Raw genomic sequence first — 16,104 nt, 5'->3', positions numbered from 1 at the left:
TGTTCAGCCGTGGTAGGCGGTGCGCATGATCCCCTGCATGTCGTCCAGCATCGGCATGCGCGGGTTGGCGGGTGCGCATTGGTCCTCGTAGGCGTTGAGGGCCTGCTGGGGCAGGGCGTCGAGGAAGGCGCGCTCGTCGACGCCGAGGGCCCGGAACGTCGGCTCGATGCCCACGGCGTCGCGCAGTCGCTCGACGGCGGCGGCGAGGGACTCCACGCCCTCCTGCGGGGTTGCGGCGGGCAGGCCGAGGGTGCGGGCGATGTCCTGGAAGCGTTCGGGGGCCCGGTAGGTCTCGTACTTGGGCCAGCCGGTGAGCTTGGTGGGGACGGTGCCGTTGTAGCGGATGACGTGGGGGAGCAGGACCGCGTTGGTGCGGCCGTGTGCGATGTGGAAGGTGGCCCCGAGGGTGTGCGACATGGCGTGGACGATGCCGAGGAAGGCATTGCCGAAGGCCATGCCCGCGATGGTGCCGGCATTGTGCATCTTCTCGCGGGCATCCGGCGAGCCGTCGCGGTCGTTCACCGCCGCCTCGAGATGGCCGAAGATCAGGCGGACGGCGTGGAGGGCGAGGCCGTCGGTGAAGTCGTTGGCGTAGACGGACACGTACGCCTCGATGGCGTGGGTGAGGGCGTCGAAGCCGCTGTCGGCGGCGAGCGCCGGGGGCAGGGCGGTGGTGAGGAGTGGGTCGACGATGGCCACGCTGGGGGTGAGCGCGTAGTCGGCCAGCGGGTACTTCTTGCCGGTGGCGGGGTCGGAGATGACGGCGAACGGAGTGACCTCGGCGCCGGTGCCGGAGGTGGTGGGCACGCACACCAGGCGGGCCTGCTTGCCGAGGGTGGGGAAGCGGAAGGCACGCTTGCGGATGTCGGAGAACTTCTGCCGCATGTCGGCGAAGTCGATGCCGGGCTGCTCGTACAGCAGCCACATCACCTTGGCCGCGTCCATGGGCGAGCCGCCGCCCAGCGCGATGATCGTGTCGGGACGGAACTCCCGCATCAGGCCGGCTCCGTGCTGCACGGAGTCGATGCTCGGTTCGGGCTGGACGTTGTCGATGATCTGCACGGTCACGGCTTCAGGACGTCGCTGCAGCACCCGCGTGATCCGGTCGACGAACCCGAGGCGGGTCATGGTGGCGTCGGTGACGATCGTGACGCGGTGGACGTCCGGCATGGAGGTCAGGTAGCGGATGGCCTGCGGCTCGAAGTAGATCTTCGGCGGAACCTTGAACCATTGCAGGTTGTTGCGGCGGGCGGACACCCGCTTGACGTTGAGCAGTTGGGCGGCGGAGACGTTGTCGGACACCGATGTGCTCCCCCAGGAGCCGCAGCCGAGGGTGAGCGAGGGCAGCAGGCCGTTGTAGATGCCGCCTATCGCGCCTTGTGAGGAGGGCGAGTTGACGATGATCCGCACGGTCTTCATCCGCTTGCCGTACGCCTCGGCCAGGGTGGGGTCCTCGGTGTGGATGACGGCGCTGTGGCCCTGGCCGTGGAAGGCGACCATGTCGGCGGCGAGGTCGAAGCCGTGGCGCTCGTCCTCGGCGCGCAGTACGGCGAGGACGGGGCAGAGCTTCTCACGGGTCAACGGCTCGTCCGGGCCGACGCGTTCGGCCTCGACCAGGATGACCGAGGTGTCGTCCGGCACGGAGAACCCGGCCCGCTCGGCGATCCAGGCCGGGCTCCGTCCGACGGCGGCGGCGTTGACCTTGGGCTCGCAGCCCGCACCCGAGCCGCCGGTGGGGGGAAAGAGGAAGGTCTCCAGCTTCGCCTTCTCCTCCGGGGTGGCCAGATGGGCGTGGAGGGTGCGGAACTCGGCGAGCGCCGCGTCGTAGATGCCGGTGTCCAGGATGACGGCCTGCTCGGAGGCGCAGATCATGCCGTTGTCGAACGACTTGGACAGCACGAGGTCGTTGACGGCCCGGCGCAGCTTCGCGCTCTTGTGGACGTAGGCGGGGACGTTGCCGGCGCCGACGCCGAGGGCGGGTTTGCCCGCCGAGTAGGCGGCCTTGACCATGGCGTTGCCGCCGGTGGCGAGGATCAGGGAGACGCCCGGGTGATGCATGAGCGTGCGGGTGGCCTCGACGGACGGGGCTTCGATCCACTGCACGCAGTGTTCCGGCGCTCCCGCGGCGACGGCCGCGTCCCGTACGACGCGGGCCGCTTCGGCGCTGCACCGCTGGGCGGAGGGGTGGAAGGCGAACACGACCGGGTTGCGGGTCTTCAGCGCCAGCAGGGCCTTGAAGACCGTGGTGGAGGTCGGGTTGGTGACGGGGGTGACCGCGGCCACGACGCCCACCGGTTCGGCGATCTCGACCATGTCCTCGACGTCGTCGCGGGCGACGACCCCGACGGTCCTCATGCGGCCCATGCTGTGCGTGACGTGCTCGCAGGCGAACATGTTCTTGGCCGCCTTGTCCTCGAACACGCCCCGCCCGGTCTCCTCGACCGCCAGGAGGGCCAGTGCGGTGTGCTGGTCGAGGGCGGCGACGGACGCCTTCTTCACGATGTGGTCGACCTGCTCCTGGGTGAGGCTCTCGTAGTCGGCCAGCGCCTTGAGGCCGGCCGTGACCAGACGGTCCACGGCGACCGCGGTGTCGGACGGGGCGTCGGTCCCGCGGTCCTCGGGCCGCACGTTCTGTCGGGTCATGGTCGTATGCCTCCGTTGTCAGGACCGCCGCGGTGTTCGGCGGTGCCGTTGTCTGCCTTCACTGTCCTGGGCAATCGCCTGCCGCAGGGGCGCCGAAGGACCCCTTTCGGTGCCCGTCCGACCCGGCCGGGCAGGGACTGTCGGCTTCGGCCGGTCAGGCAGCCCACGGCCTTGCCCGCCGCCGCGTTCACAGACGTCCGATCCGAGCCGGCGGGGCGGGCGCGGCACAGTCGTCGGTGCGGAAGCCGAGCCGGTCCACCACGCCGACCACGCCTTCGAGGCGCCAGGCGGCATGCAGGAGTTCCGGCACCTGACTGCGTCGTTCGACACGGCCGGTGAGGGTGACGACACCGTCGCGTACGGAGACGAGGACGGCGTCGGACGGCAGGTCCAGCGCGTCGACGACGATCTCCCCGGTCACCTGGCGGCGGATGTCGTCGTCCGCGCGCAGGAAGACCCGGAGCAGGTCCCGGCGGGTGGCGATGCCGATGAGCCGGTCCTCCTCGTCGACCACGGGCAGCCGTTCGATGCCGCGGCGCTCCATGAGCCGGGCCGCGTCCGGCACGGTCTGCTCGGGGTGCACGGTGACCGCGGGACTCGACATCACGTCACCCGCCGTCACGGCCGGAGGCGGAACGGTGCCGTCCCGGTACGCCTGGGCGCGCACCAGATCGCTGCCGGACAGGACGCCGAGGACCTTGTCGTCGGCGTCGACCACCGGCAGTCCGCTGATCCGGTGGTGGTCGAGCAGGCGCACGACCTCCTTGAACGGTGTCGTCCGGCGGGCCTGCACGACCTCCCTGGTCATCACTTCACCGACGGCGTGAGCGGTCATGGCGGATTCTCCTTCACGAGTGCGACGGGAAGGGCCGGAGCCGGAGACCGGTTCCCCGCCAGGCCGGACGGGCGCCGCGCGGCGCCTACTTCTGCGGGCCGCCGCGCCACGGGGGCGGCGTGGCCGTCCGGCGGGTGGTGTCGCCTCGGTGGACGACGCGCTCGGCACCGGCGCGCAGCCGGTCGTGGAGCCGGTCGGCGAGTTCACGTGCGCTCGCCTCGTGGGCGTGGACGGTCACGAGGTGACGTCCGACGCGGATGTCGGCGCCGGCGGACCAGGGCAGTTCGACGTGCTGGGCCGAGGCCCGCGCGACGCGCACCTCACCGCTCACGGGCGGCAGCCCGGGCCGGTCCAGGGCGGTGCCGACCTTCTCGCGGAGATAGGCGAGGGACTCCTCGTCCACCTCGCCGTCGGCACGCACTCGCACGGTGGCGGAGGTCCCACGGGTACCGATGTCCTTGGCGGTCATGTGTGCCACTCCCTCCGATCGTTCTGCGACACCTCGAGACTGCTGCGTTTCCCGGCCGCGCCCCAGAGGCGGTCGGCCTCGGTGCAGGGGCTCCTCGGCCCCTGACCTCGGGGCCGAGAAGCCCTCGGACCTCAACTTCCGAAGGAGGAGGAGACGACGCCGTCCCGCACGCCCGAGGCGGCCCGGCACATCGGCCCGCCACCGGTCCGCCAGGGCCGGCCGGCCGGTCGGTGCCGGCCCCGGCGGACACGAGGGGGGCACCGGCACCGCGACGTCATGCGGGGCCGGTACACCACGCCTCTCCAGTCGCCGGACCTCGCCCCGACGGCCCCGTCCCGCGGTGCGCGGGTCTCCGGACAGGAGGCCGAAGGTCCCTGTCGACCGGGGGCGGAGGGGACCCGCCCGGTGCCCTGTCGGCACTCTTCGGCGCGGGCCAGCGCGAGGACCATCGACAGTGACAAGGCCGTTCGACGAGAGGAGCTGTGATGACCGCGACGGTGACAGCCGGCACCGGGACCACCGACGCCTGGCGGCAGTTCGCCGGGAGGGAATGGCGTGAGCGCATCGACGTGCGCGACTTCATCCAGGCCAACTACACCCCCTACGAAGGCGGCGCCACCTTCCTGACCGGTGCCACGGACCGCACCCGCACGGTGTGGGAGGAGGTCAGCGCACTCTTCCCCGAGGAGCGGCGTCGGGGCGTCCTCGACGTCGACACCGCCACCCCCTCCACGATCACCTCGCACACCCCCGGCTTCATCGACCGCGACCGCGAGCTGATCGTCGGCCTGCAGACCGACGCACCGCTCAAGCGGGCGATCATGCCCAACGGCGGTCTGCGCATGGTGGAGAACAGCCTGAAGGCGTACGGATACCCGACCGACCCCTTCGTGACGAAGGTCTTCGGCACCTACCGCAAGACCCACAACGACGGCGTCTTCGACGCCTACACCCCCGCCATGCGCGCCGCCCGCAAGGTGGGCATCATCACCGGACTGCCCGACGCCTACGGCCGTGGCCGCATCATCGGCGACTACCGCCGCGTCGCTCTGTACGGCACCGACCGGCTCGTCGAGGCCAAGCGCGCCGAGCGCTCCCGGCTGGACGCCCGGCCCTCCACCCCGGACGTCATCCGCGACCGTGAGGAGCTGGCCGAGCAGATCCGCGCGCTGGGTGAGCTGACCCGCATGGCGGCGGCCTACGGCTGCGACGTCACCCGGCCCGCGACCACCGCCCACGAGGCGGTGCAGTGGCTCTACCTGGGCTTCCTGGCCGCGGTGAAGGAACAGAACGGTGCGGCGATGTCACTGGGCCGCACCTCCACCTTCCTCGACGTCTACCTCCAGCGTGACCTGGACGCGGGCCTCCTTGACGAGACCCGCGCCCAGGAACTGATCGACGACTTCGTCATCAAGCTCCGCATCGTGCGGTTCCTGCGCACCCCCGAGTACGACGCCCTGTTCTCCGGCGACCCCACCTGGGTCACGGAGTCCATCGGCGGCATCGGCGCCGACGGCCGCCCGCTGGTCACCCGCACCTCGTTCCGCTTCCTCCAGACCCTCTACAACCTCGGCCCCGCCCCCGAGCCCAACCTGACGGTCCTGTGGTCGCCCCGGCTCCCGGACGGCTTCAAGGAGTTCTGCGCACAGGTCTCCGTCGACACCAGTGCCGTCCAGTACGAGTCCGACGACCTGCTGCGCCCGTGCACCGGCGACGACACCGCGATCGCCTGCTGCGTCTCCGCGATGGCGGTCGGGAAGCAGATGCAGTTCTTCGGCGCCCGCGTCAACCTCGCCAAGGCGCTGCTGTACGCGGTCAACGGCGGCCGTGACGAGATGACCGGCGACCAGGTCACCCCCGAGATGCCGCCGCTGACCGGCGAGTACCTCGACTACGACGAGCTCTCGGCCGCCTACGACCGCGTCCTGGACTGGCTCACCCGGACCTACGTCGACGCGCTCAACGTCATCCACTACATGCACGACAAGTACGCCTACGAGCGGATCGAGATGGCCCTGCACGACCACCCCGTGCACCGCTTCATGGCCTGCGGCATCGCCGGCCTGTCGGTCGCCGTGGACAGCCTGTCCGCCGTCAAGCACGCCCGTGTCAAGGTGTTCCGTGACGCGACCGGACTCGCCGTGGACTTCAAGACCGAGGGGGAGTTCCCCGCCTACGGCAACAACGACGACCGCGTCGACGCACTCGCCGTCGGCCTGGTGGAGTCCTTCATGGCCAAGGTGCGCCGGCACCCCGCCTACCGCGACGCCGAGCACACGCAGTCGGTGCTGACCATCACCTCGAACGTGGTGTACGGCAAACACACCGGCAACACCCCCGACGGCCGCCGCGCCGGAGAGCCCTTCGCCCCGGGTGCCAACCCGATGAACGGGCGCGACCGGCACGGGGTCGCCGCCTCGGCCCTGTCGGTGGCCAAGCTGCCCTACGGGGCGGCCCGGGACGGCATCTCCCTGACCACGACGATCACCCCGGAAGGGCTCGGGCACGTTCCCGGGGAACGCGTCGGCCACCTGGTCGGCATCCTGGACGCGTACATGGCCTCCGGCGGCTTCCACATGAACGTCAACGTTCTGGACCGGGCGACCCTGGAGGACGCCATGGAGCACCCGGAGAAGTACCCCGAGCTGACGGTCCGGGTCTCCGGATACGCCGTCAACTTCGTCCGGCTGACGCGTGAGCAGCAGCTCGACGTGATCAGCCGCACCTTCCACGGATCGCTGTGAGCACCACGGTCGAACCGGTGACGGGCCGGATCCACTCCTGGGATCTGTCCACGGGAGTGGACGGTCCCGGGACCCGGTTCGTGTTGTTCCTCAGCGGCTGTCCCCTCCGCTGCCTGTACTGCGCCAACCCGGACACCTGGCACATGCGGGACGGGAAACCGGCCACGGTCGACGAGGTGATGGCCGAGATCGCCAAGTACCGGGCCTTCCTCACCACCGCCCGCGGGGGAGTGACCCTCACCGGCGGCGAGGCCCTCCTCCAGCCGGCGTTCACCGCCTCGGTCCTCCGCCGCTGCAAAGAACTCGGCCTGCACACCGCCCTGGACACGTCCGGATTCCTCGGCGCCCGCGCGAGCGACGCCCTGCTCGCCGACACCGACCTGGTGCTGCTGGACATCAAGTCCTTCGACGTCCGCACCTACCGGAGGCTGACCGGCGGCGACCTCGCCCCCACCCTCGACTTCGCCACCCGCCTCGACCGGTCGGGCAAGCGCGTGTGGATCAGGTACGTCCTGGTGCCCGGCTGGACCGACGACGAGGACGCCGTCGAGGGACTCGCCGGATTCCTCTCCGGCCTGGGCTGCGTCGAGCGGGTCGACATCCTGCCGTTCCACAAGCTCGGAGCCCACAAGTACGAGGCGTTGGGCGTTCCCTTCCCCCTGCGGGACACCCCGGCCCCCGACACGGCGCTCGTGGACCGGGTACGGGGCCAGTTCCGCGGCCACGGCCTCGTGGCCCACTGAGACGGCCGGGAACGGGGCCGACCGGCCCCGGACTTCGTCTCTCCTGGAATGATGAGGAGTCCGACGGAGACCGAGGCATCGCGAGGAGCGTTCGATGGCGTACAGCGAGCAGGACGGCAGCACGGGGAGCCCGATCACAGTCTTCCTCCTGGACGACCACGAGGTGGTGCGGCGAGGAGTGCACGACCTGCTGAACGACGAACCGGACATCACGGTGGTCGGAGAAGCGGCCACGGTGGAGCAGGCGCTGGTCCGGGTCCCCGCCCTGCGCCCCGACGTGGCCGTCCTCGACGTGCGCCTGCCCGACGGGGACGGTGTGACCGTCTGCCGCGAGCTGCGGTCACAGATGCCGGACCTGGCCTGCCTGATGCTGACCTCCTTCGACGACGAGGAGGCGCTGTTGGACTCGATCATGGCGGGCGCGGCCGGGTACGTCCTGAAACAGATCCAGGGTTCGGACCTGGTCTCGGCCGTGCGGACGGTCGCCCGCGGTCAGTCACTGCTGGACGCCAGCGCCACGGCCAGACTGATGGCCCGGCTGCGGGGCGGACAGCAGCAGGCCGAGGAGCCGGAGGTGCTGCCCGGCCTGACCGACCGGGAGCGCGAGATCCTGGACCTGATCGGGGAAGGGCTGACCAACCGGCAGATCGGCCAGCGGCTGTACCTGGCCGAGAAGACGGTCAAGAACCACATCTCCCGACTGCTCGCCAAGCTCGGTGTGGAGCGCCGTGTCCAGGCCGCGGTCATCGCCACCCAGGCCCGCGACCGGACACGTGGCGAAGGCCAGTAAGGGCTGGCTGTACCGACCTGTGAGGTGGGGGACGGGCCCGTTTCGGACCCGAGGAAGGCCGGCACGACCTGGAGCATGTGATCTGCCCCGCGTGATCTCCGCTGCCTGCGGACGAGAAGGAAGCGACCGGGTAGAACTGACGGTCCCGGCCGGGCGGCGGCCCGCACGGCGGCGCTGATCCCGTGTCCTTCCCCCTGTTCGAGCCGCTACCGTGACAGCCGGACGGTACGGCCGCCGGCAGGCGGTGAGGCGTTGGAGGAGCAGCGTTGGAGAACGCCGAGGAAGCCCGCGCGGCACGGGTGCGTCTGCCGCAACTGCGGCTGGACGAACTGCTGGAAGAGCTGCAGGCCCGCCTGGACGCTGCGCGCGGCACCCGGGACCGGGTGCACAGCCTGCTGGAAGCGGTGCTGTCCGTGGGCCGGGAGCTGAACCTGGAGCAGGCGCTGCACAGCATCGTGGAGGCGGCGGCGGCGCTGGTCGACGCGGAGTACGCGGCCCTCGGCGTGATCGGTCCGGACGGCGAACGTCTGTCGGCCTTTCACACCGTGGGCGTCAGCGACGAGCAGATCGCCCGCATCGGCCCCTACCCGGAGGGCCACGGCATCCTCGGCGAGCTGATCCGCCGTCCGGAGCCGCTGCGGCTGACGAAGCTCTCCGAGCACCCCGCCTCGTACGGCTTCCCGGCCCACCATCCGCCGATGGACAGCTTCCTCGGCGTCCCCATCCGGGTGCGCGACCACGTCTTCGGCAACCTGTACCTGACCGAGAAGCGCGGCGGCCAGCAGTTCGACGACGACGACGAGTCGGTGCTGGCCACCCTGGCCGTGGCGGCCGGCGTGGCGATCGACAACGCGCGTCTGTACGAGGAGTCCCGGCTGCGCGAGCGCTGGCTCCAGGTGAACGCCGAGATCACGCACACCCTCATGTCCGGCGCGGACCAGGGCGGGGTACTGCCGCTGATCGCCGAGCGCGCCAGGGAGATCACCGCCTCCGCCCTGAGCGTGGTGGCGATGCCGGTGCGCGGGACGGACACCCTCGCCGTGGAACTCGCGATCGGCCAGGAGGCCGACGCATGGCGCGGGGTCGTCCTGCCCGTGGAGGGGACCCTCATCGGGCAGGCGTTCGTCCAGCGGGTGTCCGTCAGCAGCCCGGACGTCTCACGTGACTCACGGGTCTCGGCCGGTCCTCCGCGCTTCGACGGGCTCGGACCGGCCGTCGCCGTACCGATCGGCTCGGGCGACGACGCCCGCGGTGTGGTTCTGCTGGTCCGGCAGTCGGGCGGCCGTGAGTTCTCCGCGAAGGAGACCGAGCCGCTCGAGGTCTTCGCCGCCCAGGCCGCCGTCGCCATGGAACTGGCGGAGCGACGAGAGGACGCCGAGCAGATCGCCCTGCTGGAGGACCGCGACCGGATCGCGCGCGACCTGCACGACCTGGCCATCCAACGGCTTTTCGCCACCGGCATGACGCTGCAGAGCGCCGACCGGTTCATCCAGCACGAAGGCGCCTCGGACCGCGTCCAGCGGGCCGTGAACGACCTCGACGAGACCATCAAGATCATCAGATCGACGATCTTCGGCTTGCGGTCCCGCGAGGACGACGCGGCTCCCGGCCTGCGCTCCCGCGCGGTACGCGCGGTCGGCGAGGCCACCGCCCTGCTGGGCTTCGCCCCCAGCGTCCGTATGGAGGGCCTGCTCGACACGCACGTGCCCGCGGAGACCGCCGACCACGTCCTGGCCGTCCTCACCGAGTCCCTGACCAACGTCGCCCGGCACGCCCACGCGGACCGCTCCGACGTCATGCTGGAGACCGACGGCCGGCAGGTCCGCCTGACGGTCACGGACAACGGCGTCGGCATCCCGGCCGGAGGCCGTCGCAGCGGTCTGACCAACATGGCCGAGCGAGCACGGAAGCTCGGCGGCGACATGGAGCTGGAGAGTCCGGGAGGAGGGGGAACACGGCTCGTGTGGCACGCGCCGCTGGGGCAGTCGTCGGACGACGCGGAGGACGGCCGGCCGGTCCCGTGACGCGCGGCGGGGATCGGCTCCCTTCGGGAACACGTCCCAGGACCGCGCCTCATCCCGGTGACCGTGGGCCTGCGCCAGGGCGTCGACGGTGTCGTTGCCGTGGATGCCCGTCCTTCCGCCGGCCGGACCGGCCGGTGTGCGCGGCCGGCCGCCCACGAACGCCACGCGGGCACCATCCCCGCCGTGCCGGACACCATCAGCGACTTCGCCGCCGGGGGTACACGTTCGTCACGGTCTCCCGGCTCATGGCCCCCGGCGAAGCCGCAGCCGGGTGAGGGCCACCGGCTCTGAAACCTCCCCTCCGCAGCGCGGACCGTCACACGGGACCGCCGGGCGTGACGGTCCGCGACCCGCGCGTCAGCGCGAACAGATCACCGTGACGAGCGTGAACGACGCGAAGAAGGTCCCCTGCGACAGGCCCGTGAACCACCGGCGCCCACGCTCCCGGTCGACGTACCCGGCGGCGACGGCCGCCTCCATGTTGCGGCCGAGGCCCAGCGTGTGGTCGGCCTCCTCGACGTCACGGAACACCGGCGTCGTGGCGAGGACGGTCTCCACACCGAAGCCCGCCTGCTCGGCGAGCCGCGGAAGACCGCGCCCGACGGTCGCGTGGCGGACGGCTTCCGTCGTGGTGTACCGGGTGAAGGCGCGGCTCGTCTCCAGGTCCTCGGCGTCGACGATCAGCGTGTCCCAGTCGGGCTCGGCCAGACCGACGCGCGCGCCCGGCCGTGTCACACGGTGCAGCTGAGCCAGAGCCGTCGCCGGATCCTCGACGTGCATGAGCACCCGGTCGATCTTGGCGCGGTCCACCGTGCCGGGACCGACGGGCAGATCGAGCACGTCCCCCTCACGGATCTCCACCCGGGGCAACTGCCGTGTCCGCTCACGCGCCTGCCCCAGCATGGCCGGGTCACGGTCGACACCGATCACCGTGCCGGTCCCGCCGACGCGCTGCGCCAGCGCCGGCAGATCGGCGCCCGGCCCGCACCCCGCGTCCAGGACGGTGTGCCCCTCCCGGACGTCCAGCAGATCCAGCAGCTGCCCCTTGTACAGGCGGCCCACGTCACTGGCGGCGGCCCGCAGCATGTAGGAGGCCTGATCGGGTCGGGACATACCGAGAGTCGATGACATGAGGGCCAGTCAAACACCGACACCCGCGGCAGTACACCCACCGTTCGCCGGCCCTCGTCCCGCGCACCCTCGGAGCCTGCTTCGCACCGAGCCTGCCGCAGGTCCGGGCCCGGACGGCGTGCCCGGAAGGGATCAGCCGCCCTCGGGAGGCGGCGCCGTGGACGCCCGCACGACAAGCTCCGTGGCCAGCTCGATGTGATGCGACTCCGCCTTCTCCCCGTTCGCCAGCCGCAGGGCGGTCCGCAGCGCGGCAGCCCCCATCTCCCGCAGTGGCTGGCGCACGGTGGTGAGGGGCGGCGAGGCAATCTGGGCGAGGCTGGTGTCGTCGAAGCCGACCACGCTCAGGTCCTCGGGGACACGCAGGCCCCGGGCGCGGGCGGTCTCGACGACACCGAGGGCGATCTCGTCGTTGCCCGCGAAGACAGCCGTGGGCGGCTCGTCCAGGTCCAGCAGCTCGGCGGCGCCGGCCAGCCCCGACTCGTACGTGAACTCCCCGGGCCGGACGTACGCCTCCGGCACCGGGGCGCCCTCGGCCTCCATGGCGGCGCGGTAGCCGTGCATGCGGGCCTGGTTGCAGACGGCCATGGCGGGCCCGCCGAGGTAGGCGATGCGGCGGTGGCCCAGGGACAGCAGGTGCCGGGTCGCGGACAGGCCGCCGGCGAAGTTGGTCGCGCCCACGCTGTGCACCCGGCTGTCCGGCAGATGCAGGGGGTCCAGCACCACCAACGGCAGCCCCGACCGCGCCAGTTCCTTCAGGTGGGCGGCGGTGTGGACGCTGGTGACCGCGATGACGGCACGGCGCCCGGCCGACACCAGGTCACGCGCCCAGTGCGGGGCGCTGGACGCCTTGCTGACCACCACCGAGGCACCGGACTCGGCGGCCGCGTCGACGATGCCCTCCAGCGTCTCCGCGACGTACGACTTGAGGCCGCCCTTGAACTGCACCTCGATCGTCGGGTTCTCGACTGCTTCGGTGTGCCGGAAGACCGGTGCCAAGTAGTCGTGCCGGTGCAGCAGTTCCTGCACCCGGACGCGGGTGTGCGGCGCCACGTCGCCACGGCCGTTGACCACCTTGGACACGGTGGCGACGGAGACCCCAGCCGCTTGGGCGATGTCCGCCAAGGTGGTGCGCCGGCCGTTCGGTCGCATCGGTTCCTCTCAGCTGTAGGGCCGCCGGGACGGTGACCCGCCGGTCCGGCCGGCCACGCGGACTGATCCGCACAACAGTACCGGTGAACGCCGACCCGCCGCCGGGATCGTCCGGCGGGCAGGGCGGTGCCGGACCCGACGGCCCGGCACGGAACGCATCGACAGTGTGACAGCCCGCAGCCGCCGCGTCATCAACGCCTTTCACAGGGTCGTTTCGAAACAGTTTCGGATCTTGATCTGGCCTGGTCCGGTCAATCAAGGCCCTTGTGTCACAAGGGCGATGCCTGCATCACAACGCTCTCGCACGCGTCTTGACACCGCATCAGCGTGAAACCTAGCTTGCTCGAACAGAGCTAGACGAAGTGATTTTCGAAAACCTTTCCACGACCCACGAGAAGCCCGACGGCTCTCGAGTGCGGAGAAAATCATGGCGCTCTCCCGACGTACCCTTCTCGGCCTCGCGGCCGCCGTGCCCGTCTCCGCGGCGCTCGCCGCCTGCGGCGGCTCCTCGGGCCCCGGCAAGGGCGGTGCCGCCACCTACTGGTACCTGAACGGACAGCCGCAGGAAGGCGTCAGGGCCGGCGCCGTCGATGCCTTCAACAAGGCCCATCCGGACACGCAGATCGAGGACACGACCTACCAGAACGACGCCTACAAGACGAAGATCAAGACAGCCATCGGCGCGGGCCAGGCGCCCACCGTCATCTGGGGCTGGGGCGGCGGGACCCTGCGCGCCTACGCGGAGGCCGGGCAGGTCGAGGACCTCACCCCGTGGTTCGACGAGAACCCCGACGTCAAGAAGGGACTGTTCCCGTCCTCGTTCGGCGCGGCGACCGTCGACGGCAGGATCTACGCGATGCCGTGCGAGACGGTGCAGCCGATCATCCTCTACTACAACAAGCGGGTGTTCGACCGGGTCAAGGTGGATCCGCCCGAGACCTGGGACGACATCATGGCCCTGGTCCCGAAGTTCAACGCGAAGGGCGTCGCCCCGTTCGCGCTCGGCGGGCAGTCCCGGTGGACCAACATGATGTGGCTGGAGTTCCTGTTCGACCGCATCGGCGGGCCCGAGGTGTTCCAGGCCGCCATCGAGGGCGAGAAGAACGCCTGGTCGCACCCCGACGCCATCAAGGCGCTCACCGCGCTCCAGGACCTCGTGAAAGCCGACGGGTTCGTGAAGGGCTTCTCCTCCATCACCGCGGACTCCAACGCCGACCAGGCCCTGCTGTACACCGACCGCGCGGCCATGATGCTGCACGGAGCCTGGTCGTACGGCATCCAGAAGGCCGACGGCGGCGACTTCGTGTCCAGCGACTCGCTCGGCTTCATGACCTTCCCGGCCGTCGAGGGCGGCAAGGGCGACCTGAGCAACACCGTCGGCAACCCGGCCCAGTACCTGTCCGTCTCCGCGAAGGCGAGCGCCGAGCAGAAGAAGATCGCCAAGGACTTCTTCGCCACCGGCGTCCTCCAGGAGGAGGAGGTGAAGCAGTGGATCGGCAACGGGTCGGTGCCGATCCGGCTGGGCACGGAGAAACTGCTGGCCGCCTCCGACAACGCCGAGTTCCTCCAGTTCACGTACGACATCGCCAGCAAGGCCAAGGTGTTCGTGCAGTCATGGGACCAGGCGCTCAGCCCCACCGCCGCGGAGACGCTGCTCGACAACATCGTCAAGCTCTTCCAACTGTCCATATCTCCGCAACAGTTCGCCTCCAACCTCAACGCGGTCACCGCCGCATGAGCACGCTCACCGCCAAGCAGAGCGGCCGTCGCCCCCAGCGCAGCATCCTGCCCTGGCTGGCGACGCCCGCGCTGCTGCTCTTCACCGGCTTCGCCGTCGTACCGCTCGTCGGCGTCTTCGCGCTGAGCTTCACCACCTGGGACGGCATCGGCTCCATCCGCCTGACCGGCCTGACCAGCTGGCGTGCGGTGCTCACCGACCCAGGGCTGCCGCACGCCCTGTGGGTGACGTTCCTGGTCATGGCCGTGTCCTGGGCCGTGCAGACACCGCTCAGCATCCTGCTCGGCACGTTCCTCGCCGGACGTCAGCGGTACCGTGCGGTGTTGGGCGTCGTCTACTTCGTCCCGCTGATGCTCAGCTCCGCCGCCATCGCCATCGCCTACGAGGCGCTGCTCGATCCGAACTTCGGGCTCGGCGCCGGACTGGGGATCGAGGCGCTCAGCCAGGACTGGCTGGGGCGGCCGGGCCTCGCGTTCGGCGTCGTCATCTTCGTCGTCTCCTGGCAGTTCGTTCCGTTCCACTCCCTGATCTACCAGGGCGGGGTCCAGCAGATCCCGAAGTCGCTCTACGAAGCGGCCCAGTTGGACGGAGCCGGACGGGTCAGGCAGTTCTTCAGCATCACCCTGCCCCAGCTGAAGTACACCATCATCACCTCGTCCACCCTGATGGTCGTCGGGTCGCTGACCTTCTTCGACCTCATCTTCGTCCTGACCGAGGGCGGCCCCGGCGACGCCACCCGCGTCCTCGCACTGGACATGTACAAGCGGGGATTCCAGGCCAGCCTCATGGGACCCGCCAGCGCCATCGCGGTCATCCTCGTCCTCGTCGGCCTCGCCCTCGCCCTGCTGCTGCGCCGCCTCGGAGGCCGGGACGCCGCAGCGAGCCAACTCGAGGGGGCCTCCTGACGTGACCACCACGCTCACCAAGACCCGACGACCCCAGAAGGCCGCCCGCCTTGAGGGACCGCACGGCTCCCTCCCGGCGGCCCGCCGGCGCAACTGGCTCGGCGGACTGGCCGGCTGGCTCTGGCTGGCCGTCGTCGCCGTACCCCTCTACTGGACCCTCATCACCAGCCTCAAGGACCGCAGCCGCTACTACGCGAGCAACCCGCTGGTGCCGTCGGCCGATCCCACCCTGGACAACTACCGGATGGTCGTCGAGTCCGACTTCCTGCAGTACTTCGTGAACAGCGTCGTCGTCACCGCCGGAGCGGTGATACCGGCGGTCCTCGTCTCCTTCATGGCGGCCTACGCCATCGTCCGCGGCTGGCGCATGCGCGTGCTGCGCGCCATGAACGGGCTGTTCCTCATGGGACTGGCCATCCCCCTGCAGGCGACGGTCATCCCGGTCTACCTCATCATCATCAAGCTGCACCTCTACGACAGCCTGCCCGCGCTGATCCTCCCCTCCATCGCCTTCGCCATCCCGCTGTCCGTGCTGGTCCTCGCCAACTTCATCCGCGACGTGCCGAAGGAACTCTTCGACTCGATGCGCGTGGACGGCGCCACCGAATGGACGACGCTGTGGCGGCTCGCGGCGCCGCTCACCCGGCCCGCCATCCTCACCGTGTCCATCTTCAACGCCCTGACCATCTGGAACGGCTTCCTGCTGCCCCTGGTCCTCACCCAGAGCCCTGACCGCAGGACCCTGCCGCTCGCCCTGTGGACCTTCCAGGGCCAGTACGGGGTCAACGTTCCGGCCGTGCTGGCCGCCGTCGTCCTCACCACCCTGCCCGTCCTGGTGCTGTACGCCTTCGGCCGCCGCCAGCTGCTGAGCGGCCTGACCGCGGGATTCAGCCGCTGACCTGACCCGACCCGACCTGTCGTGACCGACACCGG

The 16,104-nt window shown here is 70.6% G+C and carries 12 protein-coding genes; 7 read left to right on the top strand and 5 right to left on the bottom strand.

All coding sequences use genetic code 11. From position 1 onward, the window contains the following. Positions 1–3 precede the first annotated feature (3 nt). From adhE to MTR79_RS18360, 3 genes are all read right to left on the bottom strand, one after another. On the bottom strand, positions 4–2,643 hold the full coding sequence (gene adhE, locus MTR79_RS18370; protein ID WP_244791333.1) for a bifunctional acetaldehyde-CoA/alcohol dehydrogenase: 2,640 nt from the start codon (positions 2,641–2,643) through the stop codon (positions 4–6). Positions 2,644–2,830: 187 nt separating this feature from the next. Beyond that, the gene (locus tag MTR79_RS18365) at positions 2,831–3,478 is read right to left on the bottom strand and encodes a CBS domain-containing protein (protein ID WP_244791331.1); all 648 of its coding nucleotides are present in this window, start codon (positions 3,476–3,478) and stop codon (positions 2,831–2,833) included. A gap of 85 nt (positions 3,479–3,563) precedes the next feature. Then, a complete protein-coding gene (locus tag MTR79_RS18360; RefSeq protein WP_189364667.1) occupies positions 3,564–3,947 on the bottom strand; it encodes a hypothetical protein in 384 nt (127 codons plus the stop codon). Between the two features lie 485 nt (positions 3,948–4,432). Between MTR79_RS18360 and pflB the strand changes: the two genes are divergently transcribed. The 4 genes from pflB to MTR79_RS18340 all read left to right on the top strand — a co-directional run bounded on the left by pflB (position 4,433) and on the right by MTR79_RS18340 (position 10,248). Beyond that, complete coding sequence (pflB, locus tag MTR79_RS18355; protein ID WP_244791329.1) at positions 4,433–6,691, top strand: formate C-acetyltransferase; 2,259 nt, start codon at positions 4,433–4,435, stop codon at positions 6,689–6,691. Next, entirely contained in the window at positions 6,688–7,434 is a 747-nt protein-coding gene (gene pflA / locus MTR79_RS18350) for a pyruvate formate-lyase-activating protein (RefSeq protein WP_244791327.1), read from the top strand. Before pflB ends, pflA begins: the two co-directional genes overlap by 4 nt. Before the next feature lie 94 nt (positions 7,435–7,528). Further along, entirely contained in the window at positions 7,529–8,224 is a 696-nt protein-coding gene (locus MTR79_RS18345; protein WP_122213283.1) for a response regulator transcription factor, read from the top strand. Positions 8,225–8,490: 266 nt separating this feature from the next. Further along, a complete protein-coding gene (locus tag MTR79_RS18340; RefSeq protein WP_189364669.1) occupies positions 8,491–10,248 on the top strand; it encodes a GAF domain-containing sensor histidine kinase in 1,758 nt (585 codons plus the stop codon). 357 nt (positions 10,249–10,605) lie between these two features. Here MTR79_RS18340 and MTR79_RS18335 read toward each other — a convergent pair whose 3' ends face one another. Beyond that, on the bottom strand, positions 10,606–11,361 hold the full coding sequence (locus tag MTR79_RS18335; RefSeq protein ID WP_189364670.1) for a methyltransferase domain-containing protein: 756 nt from the start codon (positions 11,359–11,361) through the stop codon (positions 10,606–10,608). 150 nt (positions 11,362–11,511) lie between these two features. Continuing rightward, positions 11,512–12,528 carry a LacI family DNA-binding transcriptional regulator gene (locus MTR79_RS18330; protein ID WP_189364671.1) on the bottom strand — a complete coding sequence of 339 codons (1,017 nt, stop codon included), beginning with the start codon at positions 12,526–12,528 and terminating at the stop codon, positions 11,512–11,514. 427 nt (positions 12,529–12,955) lie between these two features. Here MTR79_RS18330 and MTR79_RS18325 point away from each other — a divergent pair, with 427 nt between their 5' ends. From MTR79_RS18325 to MTR79_RS18315, 3 genes are read left to right on the top strand one after another with little or no spacing between them, the layout of a single operon-like run. Beyond that, the gene (locus tag MTR79_RS18325) at positions 12,956–14,266 is read left to right on the top strand and encodes an extracellular solute-binding protein (protein WP_244791325.1); all 1,311 of its coding nucleotides are present in this window, start codon (positions 12,956–12,958) and stop codon (positions 14,264–14,266) included. Further along, positions 14,263–15,171, top strand: coding sequence for a sugar ABC transporter permease (locus tag MTR79_RS18320; RefSeq protein ID WP_199216320.1), 909 nt, complete (start codon positions 14,263–14,265; stop codon positions 15,169–15,171). Before MTR79_RS18325 ends, MTR79_RS18320 begins: the two co-directional genes overlap by 4 nt. Before the next feature lies 1 nt (position 15,172). Then, positions 15,173–16,069: a carbohydrate ABC transporter permease gene (locus MTR79_RS18315; protein WP_244791323.1), complete on the top strand. Its 897-nt coding sequence runs from the start codon at positions 15,173–15,175 to the stop codon at positions 16,067–16,069. The last annotated feature ends 35 nt before the right edge of the window (positions 16,070–16,104 follow it).

Source organism: Streptomyces sp. BJ20 (assembly GCF_022869105.1).
Classification (GTDB): Bacteria; Actinomycetota; Actinomycetes; order Streptomycetales; family Streptomycetaceae; genus Streptomyces; species Streptomyces griseoincarnatus.
This window is presented reverse-complemented; position numbering and strand designations above follow the sequence as displayed.

Coding starts and splice junctions, on each gene's coding strand:
- MTR79_RS18345 (WP_122213283.1), top strand. CDS start 7,529: ATGGCGTACAGCGAGCAGGACGGCAGCACGGGGAGCCCGATCACAGTC.
- adhE (WP_244791333.1), bottom strand. CDS start 2,643: ATGACCCGACAGAACGTGCGGCCCGAGGACCGCGGGACCGACGCCCCG.
- MTR79_RS18325 (WP_244791325.1), top strand. CDS start 12,956: ATGGCGCTCTCCCGACGTACCCTTCTCGGCCTCGCGGCCGCCGTGCCC.
- MTR79_RS18320 (WP_199216320.1), top strand. CDS start 14,263: ATGAGCACGCTCACCGCCAAGCAGAGCGGCCGTCGCCCCCAGCGCAGC.
- MTR79_RS18360 (WP_189364667.1), bottom strand. CDS start 3,947: ATGACCGCCAAGGACATCGGTACCCGTGGGACCTCCGCCACCGTGCGA.
- MTR79_RS18335 (WP_189364670.1), bottom strand. CDS start 11,361: ATGTCCCGACCCGATCAGGCCTCCTACATGCTGCGGGCCGCCGCCAGT.
- MTR79_RS18330 (WP_189364671.1), bottom strand. CDS start 12,528: ATGCGACCGAACGGCCGGCGCACCACCTTGGCGGACATCGCCCAAGCG.
- pflB (WP_244791329.1), top strand. CDS start 4,433: ATGACCGCGACGGTGACAGCCGGCACCGGGACCACCGACGCCTGGCGG.
- MTR79_RS18365 (WP_244791331.1), bottom strand. CDS start 3,478: ATGACCGCTCACGCCGTCGGTGAAGTGATGACCAGGGAGGTCGTGCAG.